Raw genomic sequence first — 23,194 nt, forward strand, 5'->3', positions numbered from 1 at the left:
ATACGATAACCAATTGATTTATATGTAATTAAATTAAAGGTTTCGCATAAAGTGTATTATGTTAATTTTAGGAAATCTTAAATTAAAGCTAGCAAATCGACTGTTCTATTTAAAGAAATAATGAGGCTTTTCTAAAAAAACTAACTCCATTTTTCTAGTTATATGTACGCTATATTTTAAATTTTGTGGCTTTTTATTTTTAGAATTACTGAAATGTTCTAAAAAAACCATAGGTAGTTGTATTCTATATTTTTTTATCCAATGAATTAAAGTAGTGTCCCAAACATAATCTCCATCTGAATATATACAAAATGGAATAGAATCCCCACTATATGGATCTGTCGTATGACTAATAAATTGAAGTTGAAGTTGATCATCTAGCTCTAAATATTTTAAAATATCAGTAGTGAAATCTAGTGTTAAAACATCCTTATAATTTTCAATAGTAGGCTGACTCAATATTTTTTTATCTGGAAATTTCTCTCTATAGACTGCCAAATATTTTAATTTTTTCTTTTTCATATTACTGAAAACATTAAAAGCGAATAGTCATTTATAAAACATAAAATATCTTATGACAAATTAGAAAGTCTAGCTCTATTTAACATAATGGCGCTTATGCGAAATTCAGTTGTAAGCCCCAAGTAGAAATATCCATTTTTTTCTAAAAAAATAGTACTACTCAATGATACATAAATAAGCGAATCATTTAATTCTATTTTAGCGCCATAGCAACCTGCTAAACTGACAGCAATATAGTTTTCTACACCCATTCGTCATGATCGAAATCCATTCTAAACTCCCTGCTCAAGGCGTCACTATTTTCAGCATCATGACGGCAATGGCGCAACGCTTAAACGCACTGAATTTATCACAAGGTTTTCCAGATTTTCCTGCACCACCAGATTTATTAGAAGCACTCAGCCAAGCGACCTTAGATGGCTTTAACCAATACGCTTCAGGGGATGGACTCCTTCCATTACGTGAACAAGTGGCACAACTCTTTTCTAAGCGTGATGCAATTAAACTTGATCCTATTTCTGAAATCACCATTACACCCGGTGCAACCATTGGTATTTTTAGTGCGATTCAAGCCATCATCCATGCAGGTGATGAAGTCATTATTTTTGACCCAAGCTATGACAGTTATGCACCAAGCGTACAATTAGTCGGTGGGAAAGCCATTCATATTGCATTGAATGCACCTGAGTTTTCAGTGGACTGGAATCAAGTGAAAGATGCCATTACAGATAAAACCCGTATGGTGATTGTGAATACACCACACAATCCAACAGGTGCGATTTGGTCATGTCAAGATTGGCTGAATTTAATTGAACTTATTCAAGATAAAAATATTGTTGTATTGTCGGATGAAGTTTATGAACATCTAATTTATGACGATGCAAAACACATTTCAGCACTCACCTTCCCTGAATTGAGAGATCGTTGTTTTGTGGTGGGTTCATTTGGTAAAACTTTTCATGTGACAGGTTGGAAAACAGGTTATTGCATTGCCTCACCAGAACTGATGAAGGTCTTTCGTCAAATTTACCAATTTGCCAATTTCTGTGGTGTAACGCCTATACAAATGGCACTTGCCAACTACATGCAACAACATCCTGAACATATTGATGGCTTATCGAGTTTCTACCAACAAAAACGAGATTTATTTATTTCAGGTTTGGAAGGTTCTAAATTCAGCCTGATTCCATCACAAGGAACCTTCTTTCAAAATGTAGATTACAGTGCGATTCGCCCAGACTTAAATGATGTCGAAATGTGCAAATATTTAGCCGAAGAACATAAAATCGTGGCAATTCCAGTCTCTGTTTTTTATCAACAAGCACCTGAAAATTTACGTTTAATCCGTTTCTGCTTTGCCAAAAAAGATGAAACACTGATGCAAGCCTGTGAAATATTAAGACGCGTTTTTTAAGATGTCTCTTTAAGATCGACTTAATGCATTATGATTAAAATATAAGAATCATAAAGTCTGAGTTACTCAAATGCTCAGACTTTTTTTATTGTAGCTATGCTATTGTGATCTAAAGATAATAGACCACGGATTGGATAAAAAACTCAAATGCCACCTCGTCCAAATATGATTCATCATCCAAAATTCTGGAAAGCATTTTTAATCTTTCTAGTACCCTTAATTGCAACCAATATTCTGCAAAACCTGTCAGGTACGATTAATACAATTTTTGTCGGTCAAATGCTCGGAGTCGATGCAATTGCCGCGATTTCGGTGTTTTTCCCCATTCTGTTTTGTTTATTGGCATTCGTGATTGGTTTGTCTGGTGGTGCGACGGTTTTAGTCGGGCAAGCATGGGGAGCCAAAGACCTCGATAAAGTGCAACGCGTAGTCGGTTCAACTTTATTTATGACCCTGATTGGTGGCAGTATCATTGCAATTTTGGGTGTGGTTTTTGCCAAGCAAATTTTACTGCTTCTCGGGATTGATCCCAAAGTTATGCACCTGTCTTTGCCTTATGTTCAATGGATGCTCGTTGGAAGTCCACTGCTCTTTATCTATATTATTTACACCTCTATTTTACGTGGTGTGGGCGATAGTATTACACCGCTGATTGCTTCAGGCATGACCATTCTGATTGGTTTAATGGTGACACCTGTACTCATTGCAGGCTATTTTGGTTTTCCTAAAATGGGCATTATTGCGCCCGCCATTGCCTCATTGATTGGGTTCTCAGCCGTTTTACTCTTTTTATATGTCTATTTAAATAAGAAAAATCATCCACTCAAGCTTGACCGTAACTTAATTAGCCATATTAAACATGAGCCAGAACTGAGCCGAATCATTCTTAAACTTGGTGTTCCAACGGGTATTCAAATGATCACCAACTCTGTGGCAGGTTTGGTGATTATTGGTTTGGTCAATCATTATGGTTCACATGCCACTGCGGCATATGGTGCGGTCAATCAGGTTCTCAATTACATTCAATTTCCGGCCTTATCCATTTCAATCGCCGCGTCTATTTTTGCAGCACAAGCCATTGGTGCAGGTAAGTCTGAATTATTACGTAAAGTTACTCGAACGGCTCTGGTGATGAATATCATTATTACCGGTAGTTTGGTCGCACTTGCTTATCTATTCTCTAAATATTTAATGGCACTCTTTATCACAGATCCTGACGTGATTGCCTTAGGTCAGCAATTACTCTTCATTGTGTTGTGGTCATTTTTATTCTTTGGTGCAAGTTCTATTTTTGCTTCCATCATGCGTGCAAGTGGCACTGTCACTGTCCCTATGCTGATCAATATTTTTGCTATTCTTGCCATTGAAGTGCCATGCGCTTATTTGTTCAGTCAATGGTGGGGCTTACAAGGAATTTGGTACGCCTATGCCTTAGCCTTTGTTTCACTGTGTGTTTTACAAGGCTTGTATTATCAATTTGTGTGGAAGAAAAAGGCGATCAAAACACTCATCTAATGACCATTATTTTAAATTTTCTATTCAGCGATAACTTAGTCACTTAATTTTAAAAATAAAAAAGACCTGTAGCAACAGGTCTTTTTTATCAATTTAAATCAATTATTTCGGTTCGAGTTTTTTACTAAACTTCGTCGCAAAACCAGTAATTTTTTGATAGCCCGTCGGTAAAATACGTTGGATAATATCTAAAGTTTTTGCATCATTACCAATCAATAAACGACGCTTATCTTTTAATACTGCATCCAGAATTTGCTGTGCTGCTTCTTCCGCAGGCATACGTAATAATTTATTAAATGCTTTAGCTGATTTTTCAGGGTTCATGCCCAAAGAACGCAAACTATCATTCATACGTGCATCATTGGCAATGTTGGTACGAATACCGCCTGGATGTACACAAAGTGCACTCACACCACATTTTTCCAAATCAAGTTCTTGGCGTAAAGATTCAGTAAAACCACGTACAGCAAACTTACTTGAGTTATAAGCAGATTGTGTTGGTTGTGCAGTCAAACCAAATAAGCTAGATGTATTGATGATGTGACCTTCACCTGATTTCTTGATATATGGGAGGAATTCTTTGGTGCCGTAAACGACGCCCCAATAGTTGATGCCCATAATCCATTCAAGGTCTTCATAGCTCGCACCTTCAACAGTCGAACCCAATGCTACGCCTGCGTTGTTGAAAATCATGTTCACTGAACCATGATTTTGTACAGTTGCTTCAGCCCATTGCTTCATTTGATCACGGTCAGCAACATTCACTTTTTGACTGGTCACACGTACGTTATAAGGTTTTACCAGTTCAACTGTTTCAGCCAGTCCTTTTTCATTTACATCGCTCAGTGATAAATGGCAACCTGCTTTAGCAAGTAAAACTGCCAATTGTTGCCCCATACCAGAGCCTGCACCTGTAATTGCTGCGACTTTATTTTTAAAATTTTTCATGGAGTTTCCTTGTTTGAATTTTCCGCACAAAGCAATTTCAGTTGTGCAGCTCACTTGATTACTATAAATTTGACAATAGTTATTGTCAATATAATATACTAAGCTTTTACTGCTGAATCTTTAGACAAAAACACTAACATAGGTTTCAGCAGTGTTTATTGATAAAATGTTGCAAATTGCACAGTACAATTGGTACAAATTCACTATGACTCAAGAACTTTTACATACAAACGGCGCGCTAGAAAAACCAATAAAAAAAGCGACCAAAGAACGCCAATTTAAAGGCATGTCTTTGGTCGAGCGCAAACTCGCACGACGAGAAAAGCTCATTGAAGCAGGCATTGAAACCTATGGCACACATGGTTTTTTTTCAGTTACGGTAAAAGATGTCTGTAATGAAGCCAAGCTGACTGAACGTTATTTTTATGAATCATTTAAGAAAAGCGAAGAGCTGTTTCAAACCATTTTTTTACAATTAATTGAGTCACTTCAGCAAAATGTAATGCAAGCAGTCATGCAAGCTTCTTCAGATCCCAAAAAAATGATTGAAGTCGGTTTAAGTACTTTATTTACGCTCATCAAAAATGATCCACGTATGGCTCGAATTATTTATATTGATGCAATGTTGGTTCAAGAACTACATAACCATGCCACCATTCACGAAACAATGAGCCAATTTGACCGTATGATTCATACTTTTGTGATGCTGATGATGCCGCATATTGATCGTAGTGAGCAGGAAATTTCTTTAATCGCCACAGGCTTAAATGGCTACGTCACACAAGTTGCAATTCGCTGGGTCACAGGTGGTTTTAAGCTCTCTTTAGAGGATGTTTTAATGGCATGCCAAACCGTATTTATGTCACTACTTGACACTTTTTCAGAAAAGTAAATTTATTCATTTTTCACCCAATGGATCGATGATTTAACTTTCAGTTAAATATAATTTATTGAATATCCATACATTTCATTCAACCAAATGTCATGGATTATTCATGGTTTCGACTAAGAATTGTCACAAATCGTTGCTAAATTCATCGAACAGCCCCTTTTTGCAATGATACTGTCATAATTAATCTTTGTAATAAGCCTGTCATAAATAAAAAACGGTCCACCGTTCATTAATAGGATATTGCGTTGTGAAAGATGACTACATTTTAATTGTCGATGACGAACTTCCGATTCGAGAAATGATCCATACTTCTTTGGACATGGCAGGCTTTCAATGCTTACAAGCCGAAGATGCAAAACAAGCACATCAAATGATTGTCGATCAACGCCCGTCGCTTATCTTATTAGATTGGATGATGCCGGGTGGTGTAAGCGGCGTCGATTTATGCCGTCGCTTAAAACGTGATGAAAATCTTTCTGAAATTCCAGTGATTATGCTGACTGCGCGTGGCGAAGAAGACCATAAAGTTCAAGGTCTTGACGCAGGTGCAGATGATTACATGACCAAACCATTCTCTACACGTGAATTGGTTTCTCGTATTAAAGCTGTATTACGTCGTGCCAATGCGCTCAGTGGCGAAAAAACCATTGATGCCAATGGTTTAATTTTAGATCCTGTCAGCCAACGGGTGAGCTTTAGCGACAATATTTTAGAAATGGGTCCAACTGAATACCGTTTACTGGCATTCTTTATGACGCATCCTGAACGTGCCTATACTCGTGCTCAGTTACTTGATCAAGTTTGGGGTGGTAACGTCTATATTGAAGACCGTACTATTGATGTCCATATTCGTCGTTTACGTAAAGTGCTTGAACCTTATGGTGTAGACCGTTTTGTTCAAACTGTTCGTGGCACAGGTTACCGTTTCTCTACCCGTGCAGATCTTGCTTTAGGTTAGTACTTTCACTAGGTCAATCGCTTTTTATGTATGAACCGTACCCCGTCCCTGATCTTGCACGCGAACATAAAAAGTTTCGTTACAGCAGTTTATGGACTTTTGCCAAGCAAGACTTACGCCTACTGGCTTTTTTACTGCTTGTCGGAGGCTTTATTGGCTTAGGGATTGGGTATTTTTGGATCTGCCTATGCATCGCCTTTGCCCTATTTTTTGCATTTCAATTACATTCGCTCTACCTCGTGAATGAATGGATTTCAAATCGCCCTTATGAAGCACCACCCAATTTAGATGGCATTTGGGGCGCATTATTATTTAATGTTTACCGCGCTCAGCGTCAAGAACGTGTGGTTCAAGCTGAAATGGTCGGTTTGATTGATCGTGCACAATCTTCACTCGTCGCATTGGCTGAAGCTGTAGTGCTCACCGATGAACTCCATCAAATTGAATGGTGGAATCCTGCAGCGGAAAAATTACTCGGTATTCAACCACTCGATCGTGGACGTAATATTCTGACCATTATTCGCCAACCGAGTTTTATCGATTATTTTAGTCATATTGATAAAGCACCCGATGGCATCAAAATTAAATCATCGGTCTTTGATGAACATTATGTGCAAATCAAACTGACTCGTTTTGGTAGTGAAAGTCGTTTATTACTTGCCTATGATGTCACCCGCATGCACAACCTTGAGCAAATGCGGAAAGACTTTGTTGACAATATTTCTCATGAATTACGTACACCACTGACTGTTTTAAGTGGTTATATCGAAACATTTACCGATCAAGAAGATTTAAATCCACGTTGGAAACGTGCTTTTGACCAAATGCAATCACAAACACGACGTATGAATGCTTTGGTAAATGACTTATTACTTCTTTCACGTTTAGAAGGCAATAAACAAATTGCTAAAAATCAAATTATTGAAATGCCAAGTTTAATGCATCAATTGTTTGATGATGCACAAGCGTATAATGTTGATTATGGTCATACACTGAACTTAGATATTGATAGCCATTGTGATTTGATTGGTTCAGATACCGAACTTGCCAGTGCCTTTAGCAATCTGATTACCAATGCCATCAAATACACACCTAAAGGTGGAACTGTAACGATTGGTTGGCATGATGATGGTGAACATGGCTATTTAACAGTACAAGATACAGGCATTGGTATTGACCCTAAACACTTACCACGACTCACTGAACGTTTTTACCGTGTGGATAGTGCGCGTAGTCGCCAAACAGGCGGAACCGGTTTAGGCTTAGCCATTGTGAAGCATGTATTAATGCAACACGGTGCTTATTTAGAAGTAGAGTCAAAAGAAAACGAAGGTTCGACCTTTAAAGTAATTTTTCCTAAAGAGCGTCTGTATAACCCTGAAGAAACAATGAATTAAGATTCTAAAAGATGCCCTCTCCTTTACCAGTGGAGTAAAAGAAAGGGCAATAAAAATTAGATCACTTGACCCAAAGCTTCACCCATCACCACAGCAGAATTTGCTTTGAATTGCGCATCCCACACCATTTTATCTTGTTCAAATAAAATGATAGCCGTTGAACCCAAATAGAAACGGCCCAGTTCAGCGCCTTTTTCAAGTTTCATCTCATGATGATTCAACTCTAACCGACCTGTTGGTTTTACTTTGCCTGTTGCTACAGTTTCAATGCCTGCAACAATCATTGCACCGACAAGAACCACCGCCATACGACCAAGCTCAGTATCAAACAAGCACACCATACGTTCATTACGTGCAAATAAACCTGGAATATTTTCTGCAGTGGTTTGATTCACTGAGAATAATTCACCCGGAATATATAAAGTCTCGGTCAAAGTACCTGCAAATGGCATATGCACACGATGATAATCTTTCGGTGATAAATAAACCGTTGCAAACTCACCATTCTTAAATGGTTCTGCAAGTTGTGGATCACCAATTAACTTTTCAACTGAAAAGCTTTGTCCTTTGGCTTGGAAAACATCCCCATCTTTGACTAAACCAATTTGTGAAATTGCACCATCTGCTGGGCAAACCACACTTTTAGGATCAGCATCAATTTCACGCACACCGTCTTTTAATGCACGAGTAAAGAAGTCATTAAATGATTTAAATTTTAAAGCATCTGTTTGTTGTGCAATGGATAAATCAATTCCATATTTGGCTTTGAATGCTTGAATCACGACATTTTTAACCAGTGGATGTTCGCTTTCTGCAACTTTCCCCACCACTCGGCTCAATTGTTGTTGTGGAACGATACGTTGAGCTTGAATAAAAATTTGTTTTTTTAACTTTGATGTAAGACTCACGTAGGTGATTCTCCAGTAATAATTGGACTGTCAAGGCGATTGCCCCATTCGCTCCACGCACCATCATAGGCTTGGATCTTCCAACCGAGTAATCGACCTATAATATAAGCCAACCCTGAACGGTGATGTGACTGACAGTACACCACGACAGGTTGATCAAATTGAAAACCCAACTGTGCTAAACGTTGTCGAGTGCGTTCTAAAGGATGCAATTTTAAATGATTTTGACGGTCAATTGCAGTACTCCATTCAAAATGACGTGCATTTGGAATGTGACCACCGCGTCTAGCGGCAAGACGTTGACCTGTATATTCTTCTATGGTTCTACAATCCCAGAGCTGTATTGCTTTTTTTTCAACACGTTCTAAGAGTTCTGAATATTCAATCCGATACTGTTTTTCAGCATCTAACTCAATTGGAACCAGCTTTTCAACTTTGTTCAAAGACTCTTTTTCTGATGAAGTGGGTAAACCTGCACCTAACCATGCATGAATTCCACCATTTAACAAACTGACATTGTTAAATCCAAGGCAATGTAAATTCCAAATTAAACGCCCTGCCCATGCACCACCCTCATCATCATAAACAACAACATGATGGTCAGGAGAAATATTCAAATATTCAATCAGTGCGTGTAAACCGTCTTCATCTGGTAATAAACCAGAGGCTTGTTCTTCTTGGCGAACCAATAAATTGGGTCTGAGATGAATCGCATGTGGAATATGCAATTGTTCATAAACAGATTGGCGACTTAAATCGACAATACGTAATAACTCATGCCCCAAATAAGGCACAAGTTGTTCTGTTTCAATCAATAATCCAAAATTAAAGGCAGCTACAGTCATAAGATTTTTCGAATTTTAATACATCAACTAAATCGATCTTAACACAGTCTTTTTTACGATTATGCTGATTTTTCACAATCCTTTAGCAAAAAATCAGCTATTAATTTCTAACTATTCTGCGTCTTCCTGAATTTCAAAAACCTGACGTAAATAAGCGAGAAAAGTATCGTTATCTGTCATGGTTTTGCCTGGGCTATCTGAAATTTTAGCCACAGATTGCCCATTACACTCAACCAACTTTAAGACGATATTTAGTGGTGTTTGCCCCATATCATTGGTTAAATTGGTTCCAATACCAAAGCTTACTTGGAAACGATCTTTAAAATACTGATATAAACCCCAAGCACGTTCAATATCTAAACCATCACTAAAAGTAAGCATTTTGGTTTTAGTATCAATTTTAAACTTACGATAGTGATGATATGCCTTATCGCCCCATTCGTAGGGATCACCACTGTCATGACGTAAGCCATCAAATAGTTTGGCAAAATACAAATCAAAATCACGTAAGAATGCATCCATCCCAACGACATCTGTCAGTGCAATACCTAAATCACCACGGTATTCTTGCACCCAAGTTTCAAGCGCAGATTTTTGAAAATCACGCAAACGTACATCCAGTGCTTGAAAGGCTTGCAGAAATTCATGTGCCATTGTCCCAATCGGGAAAATACCCATTTCTTTCGCAATTAAAACATTACTCGTACCACGGAAAATCGTAGGTGCGGCATCGTGAAAAGTCTGAATGACATGCTTTTGCCAATCGAGACTATAACGACGACGCGTACCAAAATCAGAAACTAAAAAAGGTGGATCACTGTCTTTTTGTTCTTCAACATAGGTTTTCAGTAAAGCAACTTTGGCTTGTAAGCGACGCTCACCCTCTACAAGTACTGCATCTGAACGAATACGGCGGAAATAAAGTTCATTCACAATTGCAAGAACAAAAATTTCAAACATCATCGCCTGAACCATTGGGCCTTCAACCCAAATATCTAAACGACCTTCGCTATCAATGCCTGCTTTAATAAAACGACGTTTTAATTGGAATAATTCTAAGTAATCAACAAAATCACTTTTAATAAAACGCATACTGCGTAAGTATTTTAATTCGTCTTCTTTAAAATTAAGCTGACAAAGATGATCGAGTTGCTCATTCAAGTCATCTAAAATATCCGTCAATGGATATACCGTATCATCTAAGTTGCGACAACGGAAATGGTACACGCTATGCGTTTGAGGGAATTTATGAAGAACCACTTGTAGCATTGTAAATTTGTACAAGTCAGTATCGAGCAAAGATTGAATAATTGGAGACATAGGCTGATTAATTTCGCTGTTCTTCTTGCATTAAAGCATATTTTTTTCAATTAAAAGCGAGTGCTTTCGTAAATAGTGGAAACTATACCACTCATTTTCCGCTTTAAATAGAACTATGAGATAATGCCATTCCTTATATAACGCTTCTTTATTTCTTCTTAAAAGAGAAAAATAAAGCGTTTGTAAATGCTGATGCACGATGCTTATTTCTCTCATTGAGCATTAATTTTCAATACTCAATTTTTTCAATTGATTTTCTTGACCAAACATCTTGGCAAATTCAGCGACAGTCTTTTGCCCTGTTTGTTTTGCATTGATATCACAATCAGCTTTATTTAATTGTTTGGCAATAGACCATTCTAGTTTAAAAATGGCACCCATCAATGCCGTATTGCCTTTATTGTCACGTGCACAACGATCTGCGCCATTTTCTAACAATGTAGCAACCACATTTTGATGGCCATAATAAGTTGCCATCATTAATGGGGTAAAGCCTGCATGATTTTTCACATCAACAGGAAAACCATGTTTTAAAAACTCATGAATAATTTCATTATTTCCTGTTTTAGCGGCTTCAAAAAATAATGCGACAACCTCCTTTTGTGATTCCAACAATTGTTCACTATTTTGTTGATTAAGTTCAGCTTGCTGATTCACTTCTTGTGCGTAAATTCGTGTAATACTCAAGCTAAGCATAGTCATCACACAAATACTAAGTACCGCCATCGATAAGCTATTTAAAAATAATTTCACTTTAGTTTCCTCACACCATAATAATCAATAAATGCCTGTAAAACTCCCCTAGGGTTGCAGGAAAGGGTTTAGAGTTTTACAGGACTTTCTTGTGATGATTTTCCTTTGCCCAATCACCTATTCAGTCAAACCTCACTTTTCAGTTAAATTTAGTCTTTCAACTGTTCAGCTTTTGCTTTTACTGTGACTAAATTACCGTTCACCGCTTTGGTGATCCGTGTGCCGTAATCTGCATCTGCTTTATAGAAGTAAGACAACATGATGTGTTTTGTTTCTGAATCTTTGACTGCACCTAAATCAGTAGCGAGATTCATAATTAAGTCTGATATTTCTTTCTCAGTGAATGAACGATATAACTCGCCTGCTTGCTTGAAGTTCTGCTCTTTTTTACCTTCTTGCATCACCGTACCCACTAAAGGTGTTTTCACTGCACGGGCTTTTTCAGTCGCAGGTTTTGGCGCTTTACGACTTGGCTCGTAGTTCACATCAGAACTGCTCATTCCTAAATTCATCGTGCCATCTTGGTTATTGTTGTTTACATCAACAAGTGGACGATTTACTGCTAGTTGCTGATGATTCGCACCCAAACGATACATTTGCGTATCGGAATAAGAGAACACACGCCCTTGAAGTAATCGATCTTCTGAAGGCTCAATTCCTGGGACAATATTTGCAGGTGCAAAAGCAGATTGTTCTGTTTCTTGGAACACATTTTTAGGATTACGATTCAGCGTTAAAGTACCGACTTTAAACTCTGGGAATAACTTTTCAGGCCAAATTTTAGTTGGATCAAGTGGATCAAAGTCATAACTGTCTAAATTTTCTGGATCAAGGACCTGAATATAAAGATCCCATTTCGGATATTTACCTGCATCGATATTTTGATACAAATCATTGGTTAAATGATTGAAATCTTTACCTTGCTGTTCAGCTGCCTCTTTCACATTAAGACCTTTTACACCTTGTTGTGAACGGAAGTTAAACTTCACATATTGATAATCACCATTTTCATCATAAAATTTGTATGCATGAACACCAAAACCATCTTGCTCACGGTAGCTCGTTGGCACACCAAATTTAGAGTAAATGTAGGTGATCATATTGGTTGACCATGGCTGACTTTGTAAGAAGTCAAATACACGGTTTGCATCTTGAACATTGGTGATTGGACTTGGCTTCATTGCATGAATAAAGTCAGGAAATTTGATGGCATCTCTAATAAAGAATACTGGGGCATTAATACCGACTAAATCCCAATTGCCTTCTTTGGTATAAAATTTAACGGCAAAACCATGCGGATCACGTAAAGTTTCTGGCGAACCTTGCGGATGAATAACGGTTGAGAAGCGTAAGAAAACAGGAGTTTTCGTGCCTGTTTTAAACATTGAAGCAATGGTTAAATTAGAAATATCTTTCGTCGCGACAAATTCACCATAAGCACCTGTTCCACGTGCATGTACTACACGTTCAGGAATACGCTCACGTGCAAAGCGTTGTAATTTTTGTATCAATTGCACATCTTGTAGTAAAACTGAACCATTTTTACCCGCAGTTGTTGAGTTTTGATTGTCACCAACAGGTGCACCGTTATCTTTGGTTAAAGGTGCGGCTTGAGCAACTGAAATACTCATACCTAACATTGCGACCAATAATGTACGCTTAAACATAATAAAATTCTCGACTGAATACCTTTCCTGCGCAGTCAAAATAACGTTACAACAAAAATAGATAAAACCGATAATTTTTATAATATAAATCGGATTAATGAATTTAATTATGATTCAAATTTAATATCCATTGTTTTTCAAAAACTTAATTAAATATTTAAGAAATTCCTTGTCAATTTGATACAATTTATCCCAAATTTTAAATCAATCATTTGGTTAAATTATGCGTGCATTATTGCAACGAGTTCTTGAAGCAAAAGTTGTTGTCGATGGTCAAACTACAGGTGAAATTGATCATGGCATTTTAGTTTTTTTAGGTCTTGGCAAAGAAGATAACTTAGAAAAAGGTAAAAAGTTAATCGATAAAATTCTGAAATATCGCTTTTTTGATGATGAACAAGGCAAAATGGGCTGGAATGTTAGCCAAGCCAAGGGTGGACTGCTTCTGGTTTCACAATTTACCTTAATGGCTCAAACTCAAAAGGGCTTAAGACCTGATTTTGGACCTGCCATGCCTCCTGCAGAAGCGCAAATACTCTACGAACAATTGGTTGAATATACAGAGTCACAATTTCAAAATGTGCAGACTGGAATTTTTGCTGCTGATATGAAAGTTCATTTGGTCAATGATGGACCAGTGACGTTTAACTTAGAGGTTAAATAAACATCAATTCTATCTCTAATTTTGAATAATCATTAGTCAATAAAAAAGCCTATTCATGAATAGGCTTTTTTATAAGACATCTTATATAACTGTAAATAACAGCCTCATACAAGAAATCTGTAGATCAGGTTATTAAAATGAACGCCCAGTTTTTTCTTTTAAAAACTGACGCGCCATTTTAATTTTGTCTTTAATTGGCTTAGGTACTTTAGGTGGAATTAGTTTAGCCACTTGGTTAAACCAAACCAATAAGCCAAAATCACCTTCCATTTTAATACTGCCGTTTTGCATACCCGTCATAAATGCAGTTGGGTCACCTTTCATCAAAGTTTTAACGCCTTGTTCGCTGTCTGCAAATTGCAAAATAAAATCTGCTTTTTCTGCATCACCTGAAACAGTATCAATTTGCCCATTGTTCACCAAGATCTGGCGAGCAACGCCTAAATCTGTACCAATTTGAATACGGAACTGACGATCATGTGTCAGCTCAATAAACTTAGGACTAGTACGTGCAAGTTGTTTCATACGAAGCGAAAGACCAAGTACCAATAGGTCTAATGGATCTGTACTCGCATCGACAATAGGTAGTTTCACGACTGGAATTGCAGAAAGTTTCATGACATTTAAGCCTGTTGTTTTAATACAAAAATATTGGAAGTTTGTTGATATTTCATAGATGATTTAATGAACCAATGCATTTATGAAATATCAACAGACCCTTTCATCCTAACATAACTTGTTATTTCAGAGACAAAGCTTTCTATAACAAAGTATCAGCAAGAAAAAAAGGTATATCATTTTGATATACCTTTGAATGTCTGTGTGAATTTTTTTCGTGTAATTAAGGTCAGTAAAAATTCTTTTGAATGCGCTGTTTAATTAATGAAATCATTCATCTTCATATACGGGGGTATGTTCAATATATTGACGATTTGCCAATGCTTTTTGCGCACGGCTGTCTTCTCTTAATAAAAAGGCAGTTAAGCCCATCATCGCTAAACTGAGTGCTGTCAAATAGCTATAGGCAACGGACAGATCAAATACATTTTGAATACTAAAACGAATGGCTTCTAAAATGCCCCAAAAAACCATACCTGCAAACATAAACCCTAACCAATGACGGTATGGGGAAAAGAAAACAGTAGCTAATGCTACAGCAATCAGACTGAATCCGACTATCGTTGCAAGTGTCGCTGTTACCATAAAAACCTCCGCCAAAAATGATGATGCCTCTAACACCGTCCAATGATGTTTCACAACAATGGTTCAAGCCTTTGCAGTTATTCTTTGTAATCTTATAAAAGCTTATGCAATGCATTATGGATGGTTTTCAGCGGAATAAAAGACTTAGCTGAACGTCATACGACATATGTTGTCGCAACATTCTTTTGTCATTACAAATTTTATGATCGTGCTTTTCCTTAAGACTGAATCATTACCTATCTTGGCGTGTCATTACAAAAAAACACATGTTGTTTTGTCCTATCAAAAAGATTTTTTCTAATATTTTTATGTTTTTTTGAAAGCTCATTTTTTCAAACGAAAATATTTCAATATGTGCTTTATTTATAAACAAAAAGAACGACTTATTTGTCGTTCTTTTTGTCATCAATTTGCAATATTTTAACGGTTTTTAAGCGCGGTTTAGATCTTTATCATGTACACCTAAAAGGTAAAGTACACCATCTAAACCGACACTTGAAATGGCTTGATTAGCGTTTTGACGTACTAATGGTTTCGCACGGAATGCAACACCTAAGCCTGCAATTGACAGCATTGGTAAATCATTTGCACCATCACCGACTGCAATCGCTTGTTCAAGTGAAATACCCATTTTTTCAGCCAGCTCACGCAATAAAAATGCTTTGCGTGCTCCATCGACAATATGACCTTTAACTTCACCTGTGACAACACCATTTTCAACATCAAGAATATTGGCATGCACTTCATCAATACCTAATTTTTGTTGAAGATATTCAGCAAAATATTGGAATCCACCTGAAAGAATTGCTGTTTTATAACCGAGTGATTTCAAGGTCGAAATCAGACGCTCCGCCCCTTCCGTCACAGTTAAACGTTCTGCAATTTTGGGTAATACTGAAGCATCCAAACCTTTTAGTAAGGCAACACGTGCACGGAAACTTTGTTGAAAATCAAGTTCACCTAGCATCGCACGTTCAGTAATTTCAGCCACTTGCGTACCTACACCAGCTTCAATTGCAAGTTCATCAATGACTTCTTGTTCAATCAGTGTTGAATCCATGTCAAAGCAAACCAGACGACGATTACGGCGGAAAGCATTATCTTCCTGAACTGCAACATCCACGCTTAATTCAGTGGAGAGTCGTAAACAAGCTGCTCGCATGGCAACTGCATCTAACATTTGACCACTTAAACCGAATTGAACACATGAGCGTTTTGGACCATCACTATGTCCATCACGTTCTGGGCGACCCGATAAACGTGTGACTGTTTCAATGTTAAAACCTTGACTCGACACAATATTGGTTACAGCTTGTAAATCTGCTGCGGTCAGTTCTGGGGCTAAAGCAGTCACGATATAGCGGGTTCGTCCGCCTTCGCTCACCCATTGATCATATTCAGTTTCTGAAATAGGTTTAAAGCGAACTGTTAAACCGATATCATGTGCTAAAATAAGGATGTCTTTCATTGCTAAAGCAGTTGCTGTTTGGTCGTTTGACGATACAACAATACCTAAAGTCAATTGGTTATGAATAACCGCTTGCCCAACATCAAGTATTTGCAAAGAATGTACGGACAGTACCTGCATTAATCGAGTAAACTGATTCGGTTGATCAGGTCCTAAAAAGGATATAAGAATGATTTCTCGCATGAATTGACTCTGGTCTGAGCTACAACTATTGTAAGAATCATAATCGAATTTGAATATAAATGCCTTGGAAGTTTACGTTGAATGCACCTAGACAAGGGCTATTTGCTAGCCTACTAATCGTAAGTTTTGCATTACATACCTTTTTATTGGTAATCGCAACGACTCATCAGCTGAATGAAAACCGTGCTAGTCAGGGGCAACTCATGACCAGTCAACTGGTTACAGACAGTATTTCTGAGTTAGAGCCTGCAAATACAGTGTCATTGGCATTGCTTGCGAATCGTTATGCGACCAATCCAAGTGTTGCTTCTATCCGTATTTTAGACGCAAAAAAACAAGTGCTTGCTACCAGTGGTTTAGCCAAAACCCGTCAAGGCGAAGTTTTTGTCCGTGATGCGTTACAGCACGAAAAGAAAGTCGGTAGCATTGAAATCACCTTGGTTAAGCCAAGTATTGGGGAAATCTTACGTACCCAATGGCTTGCAATTTTGGTTTCACTTCTAATTCATGCATTCTTATGGTTGGCATATCGTGCAATTGCACGTCCGACTCGAAGCGAATACTTGACACGTTTAAACAATGAAGCTCGTCTTAAACACGAAATTCAACAGCTTACAGAAGCTTTAGAAGCAGAAAAAGCCAATCGAACCCTTGCTATTGCTCAAGCGCAACAACAAGTTAAAGTAAAACCTGAACCGAAAAAAGTACCGACTGAGTTTTCAGTTGATCAAGATATTTTAGCGCTTAATATCCAACATTATGACCCTAAACAATTGATGAATACGGTGAATCAATCAGTTTCATTGCCTTACTTTAATTTATGCCAGATTTTTTTGAATAAAAGCATTGAGCTGTGCGCGCAACATTTCAAACTGAACTCACATGATTTTGTACGTAATCAAGAATTCAATCAAAATGGGGCAATCGTGAGTATTTCAGCGACGCAAACCAATGCAGCTGAATGCTTATTAATGATTGCATCGGTGTTTCAGCTTTTATCTGAGGTTCTGTATAAACGCTACAGAGAAGATAAACGCTTCGTTTTACAAACCCGTTGTGCTGTCAGCTCAGCTGTTGAAGCTATGCAATTGGATGCATTACAAGCATCTGAACGCTTAACACATCATCTTATTGCAAAAGAAATGGCATTGTATTTAAGCAATGATCACTTAAAACAGATTAGTGGATGCTATCAACTTTTAGCATTGCCGAATCCAACCAACGTATTGACGCGTCATGCTTTTATGATCAATGGAATGAATACAGATTGTGCTGAAATTGCACAAACCATTCGTACTGAAATTTTAAAAGGCAAAAAAAAATCATCTGAACATAACAATCATTCAGAACAAACCTCTGACATCTAACACATATGTATCGTTTAAAGCCCGATAAGCATTCAGTTCTATCGGGCTTTTTGCATTTTTAAATATCATTATCATTAAATATGGCAAGTGAATGTCTATTCTTTAAACAGAATCTTCTATTTTAGATTTATCACATCTTTTCAATCGACTACTAAGCTGTGTATAACAGTCATAGCAATCGGAATGTGATAAGCATAGGCAAAACACGTGAAAACACGTTAGACTATGCCACTATGAATTAATCAAAATGTCATTCAGACACAACAAGAAGGTGAAGGTTGATGCCGCTCAATACTGTTGAAGAGCTTGTAGCAGATATCCGCGCAGGGAAAATGGTCATCCTCATGGATGATGAAGATCGTGAAAATGAAGGTGATTTAGTTATCGCTGCGACACACGTACGCCCTGAAGACATCAACTTTATGATCACTCATGCACGTGGTTTAGTCTGTCTTACTTTAAGTCGTGACCGTTGTAAGCAATTGAATCTACCCCTTATGGTAGATGCCAATGGTGCACAACATGGTACTAACTTCACGCTTTCGATTGAAGCTGCTCAAGGTATTTCTACAGGTATCTCCCCTGCTGAACGTGCACATACCATTCAAACGGCTGTTGCAGCACATGCCAAACCTGCTGATATTGTACAACCGGGACATATTTTCCCATTAATGGCGCAACCTGGTGGTGTATTGCACCGCGCAGGTCATACTGAAGCAGGCTGTGACTTATCACGTCTTGCGGGATTAGAACCAGCCTCTGTCATTTGTGAAATCATTAATGAAGACGGTACAATGGCGCGCCGTCCTGATTTAGAAGTTTTTGCTGAAAAGCATGGTTTAAAAATAGGTACAATTGCCGACCTTATTCACTACCGTATGACCAATGAACAAACGGTTGAACGTATTGATCAGCAAAGCATTGAAACTGAATACGGTACATTTGATTTATATCGTTACCGTGAATTAGGTAACCCAGATATTCATTTGGCTTTAGTCAAAGGTCAACCAACAGAAGGCGTGACCACTGTTCGTGTACATGGTTTTAATCCTGCACGTGACTTGCTAAAATTGAATAAGAAAGATGGTGAAGCGGCTTGGAATTTAGATAAAGCCCTAAAAATGATTGCTGCCAGTGATCGCGGTGTCTTGGTATGGATTGGTCAACGTCATTTATCTGACCTTGGTCCTGCATTAGACGCATTGTCTGCTCCCAAACCGACTAAATCGAATGCGGCATTGTCTCAGCAATACCAAACAATTGGTGTCGGTGCACAAATTTTGCGTGATTTAGGCGTTGAAAAAATGAAGCTATTAAGCTCACCATTACGCTTTAATGCCTTGTCTGGTTTTAATTTAGAAGTGGTGGAATATGTCACCGCAGATCAAAATTCTGTTCAATAACATTTATTAATATCGAGGTTGCTATGGCGATTCGCCGTATTGAAGGTTTATTACATCTCGCGAGCGAAGGTCGTTACGCGATTTTAGTTGGTCGTTTTAACAGCTTTGTTGTTGAACATTTACTAGAAGGTGCAATTGATACGTTGCATCGTCATGGTGTATCCGACGATAATATCACTGTCGTTCATGCACCAGGCGCATGGGAACTTCCCGTTGTCGCTAAAAAATTAGCTGCATCAGGTAACTTTGATGCAGTTATCGCTCTTGGCGCAGTCATTCGTGGTAGTACGCCACATTTTGACTTCGTTGCTGGCGAATGTGCCAAAGGTTTAGGTGTAGTTGGTTTAGATACTGGCTTACCTGTAATCAATGGTGTATTAACTACGGATAGTATTGAACAAGCGATTGAACGCTCTGGTACAAAAGCAGGCAATAAAGGTGGCGAAGCTGCTCTTACTGCAATTGAAATGGTTAATTTGTTAAAGGCGATTTAAAGCATGTCGCAGACACTCCAAGCAACTTATGCAGCGAAACGCAAAGCACGTCGTTTTGCTGTACAAGGAATTTATGAATGGCAGATGAGCCACAACCCAGTTCATGAAATTGAAGCACGTACACGTGTGGAAAATGCCATGCACAAGGTGGATCTCGGTTATTACCATGAATTGCTGACGCAAGTGGTTGCCACTCATGAAGCATTAGATGCTTTACTGATCCCTGTACTTGATCGCGAGATTGATGCATTGGATGGTGTGGAACTTGCAACATTGCGTCTAGGCGCATACGAACTGAAAGATCATCTTGAAGTTCCGTATCGCGTTGTTCTTGATGAAGCAATTGAGCTTGCAAAACACTTTGGCGGTGCAGACAGTCATAAATACATCAATGGTGTATTAGACCGTTTAGCAAACAGCCTGCGTGAAGCAGAAAAGCAATCCGCGAAATAAGTTGTTGTTGAGATGGCTGAGTTTTCAATTATAGAAACCTATTTTAATCGTAAGCGTGATGCTTGCGTTGATTTAGGCGTCGGTGACGACTCAGCCCTGCTCACTCCCCCTGCAAACCAGCAATTGGTCATCTGCGCAGATACACTTATTGCAGGTCGACATTTCCCTTTAGACACTTCGCCTCATGCTGTAGGTTGGAAAAGTGTTGCTGTCAATCTTTCAGATATTGCCGCTATGGGTGCAAAGCCTCAAAGCATTTTATTGGCAATCAGCTTGCCCAATATTGATGAAGAATGGTTGCAAGAATTTAGTAATGGTCTTTATGCATGCTGTGACCAATACAATGTCAGTCTTATCGGTGGTGATACCACACAAAGCCCTCATCTCACCATTACAGTCACCGCACTGGGTTGGATTGAAACGGGTCAAGCTGTTACGCGCTCTGGCGCACAAATAGATGACCTTATTGTAGTCAGTGGTTCTCTGGGTGATGCAGCATTTGCACTACAACATTTAGGTCATCCTTTACAAAGGCGCCTCGACTATCCTACACCGCGGTGTGAATTAGGACAGTTACTCAAAGGCTTAGCTTCGAGCATGATTGATGTTTCGGATGGTTTAGCCCAAGATCTAGGACATATTTTAGAAGCATCGAAAGTCGGTGCAACAATTGAACTTCGCCAATTACCCATTAATATTGATTTAAGCCAGTTATCCGATACTATGCAGTGGAAATATGCACTAGCAGGCGGTGATGATTATGAGTTATGCTTTACAATAAATGCGCAGAACTATAAAGAACTTTTGCAATTACAGCCCAATGTTAAAACCACAATTATTGGGAAAATTACACAAGAATGCGGTTTAACTTTTGAGAAAGATGGCTTAGATCATCCGCTTCAACTTCATGGATATCAACATTTTGCATAAACCACCAATTGTCTTCAATACAATGACATGGTCTGAACGCATTATCGTATTTTGCGGTGTGGGTTTTGGCTCAGGTCTTGCACCCAAAGCACCCGGAACATTTGGTTCTGCATTTGCACTTTTGTTCGTGCCACTTTGGCTTGCAATTGGATTCACTGGCTCCATTACAGCCATTATAATCATGTCTTTGATTGGCATATGGATTTGTGGAAAAACTGCAGAAATCATGGGTGTGCATGATGATGGACGTATTGTCTGGGATGAGTTTGCAGGACAATCTATTACATTTTTACCCTTAATCTACTTTGGACAAATGAGTTGGTTATGGGTATTGATTGGATTTGCCCTCTTCCGTTTATTTGATATATGGAAACCTTGGCCTATACGTGTAATTGACCGCCAAGTCGGTGGTGGCTTCGGCATCATGTTTGATGATATTATCGCAGGTGTTTGGGCTGCTATCTGTATAATAATTTATTTATATTTTTCTATGGCTTAAGCCAATCTGTAGGTGTGTTATGTCAACTACTGTGATTATTCTTGCAGCAGGTAAAGGAACGCGAATGCGTTCTCGTTTACCCAAGGTACTCCAACCTTTAGCAGGACGTCCATTACTTGGTCATGTGATTGAAACAGCAAAAAAATTACACGCTGAAAACATCATTACTATTTTTGGACACGGTGGTGAGCTTGTTCAACAGGTATTTACCCATGAAAATATTCAATGGGTTGAGCAAACAGAGCAACTCGGTACAGGTCATGCTGTCAAAGTAAGCTTGCCTGTTCTTCCGCAAGAGGGTCTTTCTTTAATCTTGTCTGGTGATGTTCCGTGTGTGCAACAAAGTACCTTACAACGTTTGATTGATGCTTCAACAGGTACAGGTATTGGACTGGTTACATTAACTTTAGCAGATTCGACAGGTTATGGTCGTATTGTGCGTAAAGATGGTCAAATTCAAGCTATTGTAGAACATAAAGATGCGACCGCAGAACAACATCAAATTAAAGAAATCAACACAGGTATTTACTGTGTGAGCAATGCCAAACTACATGAATGGTTACCAAAACTAAGTAATAACAATGCTCAAGGTGAATATTATTTAACTGATATTGTGGCGATGGCATTGGCTGATGGTCTGCAAATCGCTTCAATTCAACCAGAACTAGCATTTGAAGTTGAAGGCGTAAACGACCGTATACAACTTGCTGCTTTAGAACGTGAATTCCAACATTATCAAGCTAAAAAATTAATGCAACAAGGTGTGCATTTAATTGATCCTGCTCGTTTTGACCTGCGTGGTCAATTGACTGTTGGTCAAGATGTACGTATCGATATTAACGTGATCATTGAAGGTGAATGTACTTTTGGTGACAATGTTGAAATTGGTGCAGGTTGTGTGATTAAAAATACAACGATTGCAGCAGGCACCAAAGTTCAACCTTATAGCGTATTTGACAATGCGATTGTCGGTGAAAATGTACAAATTGGCCCTTTTGCACGTTTACGTCCTGGTGCAAAATTGGCGAACGAAGTTCATATCGGTAACTTCGTAGAAGTTAAAAATACCACTGTGGGCGTGGGTTCTAAAGCCAATCACTTCACTTATTTGGGTGATGCTGAAATTGGTTCAAACTCTAATATTGGTGCAGGTACGATTACGTGTAACTATGACGGTGCCAATAAACACAAAACCATTATTGGTAATAATGCCTTTGTTGGTACCAATAACTCACTCGTTGCTCCCCTAACCATTGGTCACGGCGCAACGACTGGCGCAGGCTCAGTCATTACCCATAACGTGGCTGACCATAGTCTTGCATTTGAACGTGCAAAACAAATTTCAAAAGAAAATTATCAACGTCCCCAAAAGGTCACGAAATAAGAGGATA

23 protein-coding genes are annotated in these 23,194 nt (G+C 38.4%); 13 read left to right on the forward strand and 10 right to left on the reverse strand.

Annotation, left to right across the window (positions count from 1 at the left end; translation table 11 throughout):
- Positions 1-105: 105 nt before the first annotated feature.
- Entirely contained in the window at positions 106-522 is a 417-nt protein-coding gene (locus tag B9T35_RS04120) for a hypothetical protein (protein WP_086189856.1), read from the reverse strand.
- 256 nt (positions 523-778) lie between these two features.
- Between B9T35_RS04120 and B9T35_RS04125 the strand changes: the two genes are divergently transcribed.
- Entirely contained in the window at positions 779-1,936 is a 1,158-nt protein-coding gene (locus B9T35_RS04125) for a methionine aminotransferase (RefSeq protein WP_086189857.1), read from the forward strand.
- Positions 1,937-2,083: 147 nt separating this feature from the next.
- Positions 2,084-3,451: an MATE family efflux transporter gene (locus B9T35_RS04130; RefSeq protein ID WP_086189858.1), complete on the forward strand. Its 1,368-nt coding sequence runs from the start codon at positions 2,084-2,086 to the stop codon at positions 3,449-3,451.
- Positions 3,452-3,553: 102 nt separating this feature from the next.
- On the opposite strand, the gene B9T35_RS04135 is transcribed toward B9T35_RS04130, so the two are convergent.
- Entirely contained in the window at positions 3,554-4,399 is an 846-nt protein-coding gene (locus B9T35_RS04135) for an SDR family NAD(P)-dependent oxidoreductase (RefSeq protein WP_086189859.1), read from the reverse strand.
- A 205-nt stretch (positions 4,400-4,604) separates the two neighbouring features.
- Between B9T35_RS04135 and B9T35_RS04140 the strand changes: the two genes are divergently transcribed.
- The 3 genes from B9T35_RS04140 (at position 4,605) to phoR (ending at position 7,646) form a co-directional block, all read left to right on the forward strand.
- Positions 4,605-5,291, forward strand: a complete 687-nt coding sequence (locus B9T35_RS04140) for a TetR/AcrR family transcriptional regulator (RefSeq protein WP_086189925.1) — start codon at positions 4,605-4,607, stop codon at positions 5,289-5,291.
- A 247-nt stretch (positions 5,292-5,538) separates the two neighbouring features.
- Complete coding sequence (gene phoB, locus B9T35_RS04145) at positions 5,539-6,249, forward strand: phosphate regulon transcriptional regulator PhoB (RefSeq protein ID WP_086189860.1); 711 nt, start codon at positions 5,539-5,541, stop codon at positions 6,247-6,249.
- A gap of 26 nt (positions 6,250-6,275) precedes the next feature.
- Entirely contained in the window at positions 6,276-7,646 is a 1,371-nt protein-coding gene (gene phoR / locus B9T35_RS04150) for a phosphate regulon sensor histidine kinase PhoR (RefSeq protein ID WP_086189861.1), read from the forward strand.
- A gap of 56 nt (positions 7,647-7,702) precedes the next feature.
- Here phoR and asd read toward each other — a convergent pair whose 3' ends face one another.
- The 5 genes from asd to B9T35_RS04175 all read right to left on the reverse strand — a co-directional run bounded on the left by asd (position 7,703) and on the right by B9T35_RS04175 (position 13,139).
- On the reverse strand, positions 7,703-8,554 hold the full coding sequence (gene asd / locus B9T35_RS04155) for an archaetidylserine decarboxylase (protein ID WP_086189862.1): 852 nt from the start codon (positions 8,552-8,554) through the stop codon (positions 7,703-7,705).
- Positions 8,551-9,399: a sulfurtransferase gene (locus B9T35_RS04160; RefSeq protein ID WP_086189863.1), complete on the reverse strand. Its 849-nt coding sequence runs from the start codon at positions 9,397-9,399 to the stop codon at positions 8,551-8,553. Before B9T35_RS04160 ends, asd begins: the two co-directional genes overlap by 4 nt.
- Positions 9,400-9,510: 111 nt before the next feature.
- Entirely contained in the window at positions 9,511-10,719 is a 1,209-nt protein-coding gene (pncB, locus tag B9T35_RS04165) for a nicotinate phosphoribosyltransferase (protein ID WP_086189864.1), read from the reverse strand.
- A gap of 222 nt (positions 10,720-10,941) precedes the next feature.
- Complete coding sequence (locus B9T35_RS04170; protein WP_086189926.1) at positions 10,942-11,445, reverse strand: ankyrin repeat domain-containing protein; 504 nt, start codon at positions 11,443-11,445, stop codon at positions 10,942-10,944.
- Between the two features lie 176 nt (positions 11,446-11,621).
- Complete coding sequence (locus B9T35_RS04175; RefSeq protein WP_086189865.1) at positions 11,622-13,139, reverse strand: catalase; 1,518 nt, start codon at positions 13,137-13,139, stop codon at positions 11,622-11,624.
- A gap of 223 nt (positions 13,140-13,362) precedes the next feature.
- Here B9T35_RS04175 and dtd point away from each other — a divergent pair, with 223 nt between their 5' ends.
- Positions 13,363-13,803 carry a D-aminoacyl-tRNA deacylase gene (gene dtd, locus B9T35_RS04180; RefSeq protein WP_086189866.1) on the forward strand — a complete coding sequence of 147 codons (441 nt, stop codon included), beginning with the start codon at positions 13,363-13,365 and terminating at the stop codon, positions 13,801-13,803.
- Between the two features lie 132 nt (positions 13,804-13,935).
- Here the strand turns inward: dtd and B9T35_RS04185 are convergent, their stop codons facing one another.
- The 3 genes from B9T35_RS04185 to serB form a co-directional block, all read right to left on the reverse strand.
- On the reverse strand, positions 13,936-14,421 hold the full coding sequence (locus B9T35_RS04185) for an SCP2 sterol-binding domain-containing protein (RefSeq protein ID WP_086189867.1): 486 nt from the start codon (positions 14,419-14,421) through the stop codon (positions 13,936-13,938).
- Between the two features lie 270 nt (positions 14,422-14,691).
- Positions 14,692-15,006, reverse strand: a complete 315-nt coding sequence (aciT, locus tag B9T35_RS04190) for a ciprofloxacin tolerance protein AciT (RefSeq protein WP_086189868.1) — start codon at positions 15,004-15,006, stop codon at positions 14,692-14,694.
- A gap of 430 nt (positions 15,007-15,436) precedes the next feature.
- Positions 15,437-16,657 carry a phosphoserine phosphatase SerB gene (gene serB, locus B9T35_RS04195; protein ID WP_086189869.1) on the reverse strand — a complete coding sequence of 407 codons (1,221 nt, stop codon included), beginning with the start codon at positions 16,655-16,657 and terminating at the stop codon, positions 15,437-15,439.
- A 77-nt stretch (positions 16,658-16,734) separates the two neighbouring features.
- Here serB and B9T35_RS04200 point away from each other — a divergent pair, with 77 nt between their 5' ends.
- The 7 genes from B9T35_RS04200 to glmU all read left to right on the forward strand — a co-directional run bounded on the left by B9T35_RS04200 (position 16,735) and on the right by glmU (position 23,187).
- Entirely contained in the window at positions 16,735-18,024 is a 1,290-nt protein-coding gene (locus tag B9T35_RS04200; protein WP_086189927.1) for a hypothetical protein, read from the forward strand.
- 281 nt (positions 18,025-18,305) lie between these two features.
- A complete protein-coding gene (ribBA, locus tag B9T35_RS04205) occupies positions 18,306-19,427 on the forward strand; it encodes a bifunctional 3,4-dihydroxy-2-butanone-4-phosphate synthase/GTP cyclohydrolase II (protein ID WP_086189870.1) in 1,122 nt (373 codons plus the stop codon).
- Between the two features lie 23 nt (positions 19,428-19,450).
- Positions 19,451-19,921, forward strand: coding sequence for a 6,7-dimethyl-8-ribityllumazine synthase (ribE, locus tag B9T35_RS04210; RefSeq protein WP_010112227.1), 471 nt, complete (start codon positions 19,451-19,453; stop codon positions 19,919-19,921).
- Between the two features lie 3 nt (positions 19,922-19,924).
- Positions 19,925-20,374 (forward strand): transcription antitermination factor NusB, encoded by a 450-nt coding sequence (gene nusB / locus B9T35_RS04215; protein ID WP_086189871.1) that lies wholly within the window; start codon positions 19,925-19,927, stop codon positions 20,372-20,374.
- Positions 20,375-20,386: 12 nt separating this feature from the next.
- Positions 20,387-21,304, forward strand: coding sequence for a thiamine-phosphate kinase (thiL, locus tag B9T35_RS04220; RefSeq protein WP_086189872.1), 918 nt, complete (start codon positions 20,387-20,389; stop codon positions 21,302-21,304).
- On the forward strand, positions 21,282-21,803 hold the full coding sequence (locus tag B9T35_RS04225) for a phosphatidylglycerophosphatase A (protein WP_086189873.1): 522 nt from the start codon (positions 21,282-21,284) through the stop codon (positions 21,801-21,803). Before thiL ends, B9T35_RS04225 begins: the two co-directional genes overlap by 23 nt.
- A 19-nt stretch (positions 21,804-21,822) precedes the next feature.
- Complete coding sequence (gene glmU, locus B9T35_RS04230; RefSeq protein ID WP_086189874.1) at positions 21,823-23,187, forward strand: bifunctional UDP-N-acetylglucosamine diphosphorylase/glucosamine-1-phosphate N-acetyltransferase GlmU; 1,365 nt, start codon at positions 21,823-21,825, stop codon at positions 23,185-23,187.
- Positions 23,188-23,194: the final 7 nt, after the last annotated feature.

The organism is Acinetobacter sp. ANC 3832, assembly GCF_002135415.1.
Classification (GTDB): domain Bacteria; phylum Pseudomonadota; class Gammaproteobacteria; order Pseudomonadales; family Moraxellaceae; genus Acinetobacter.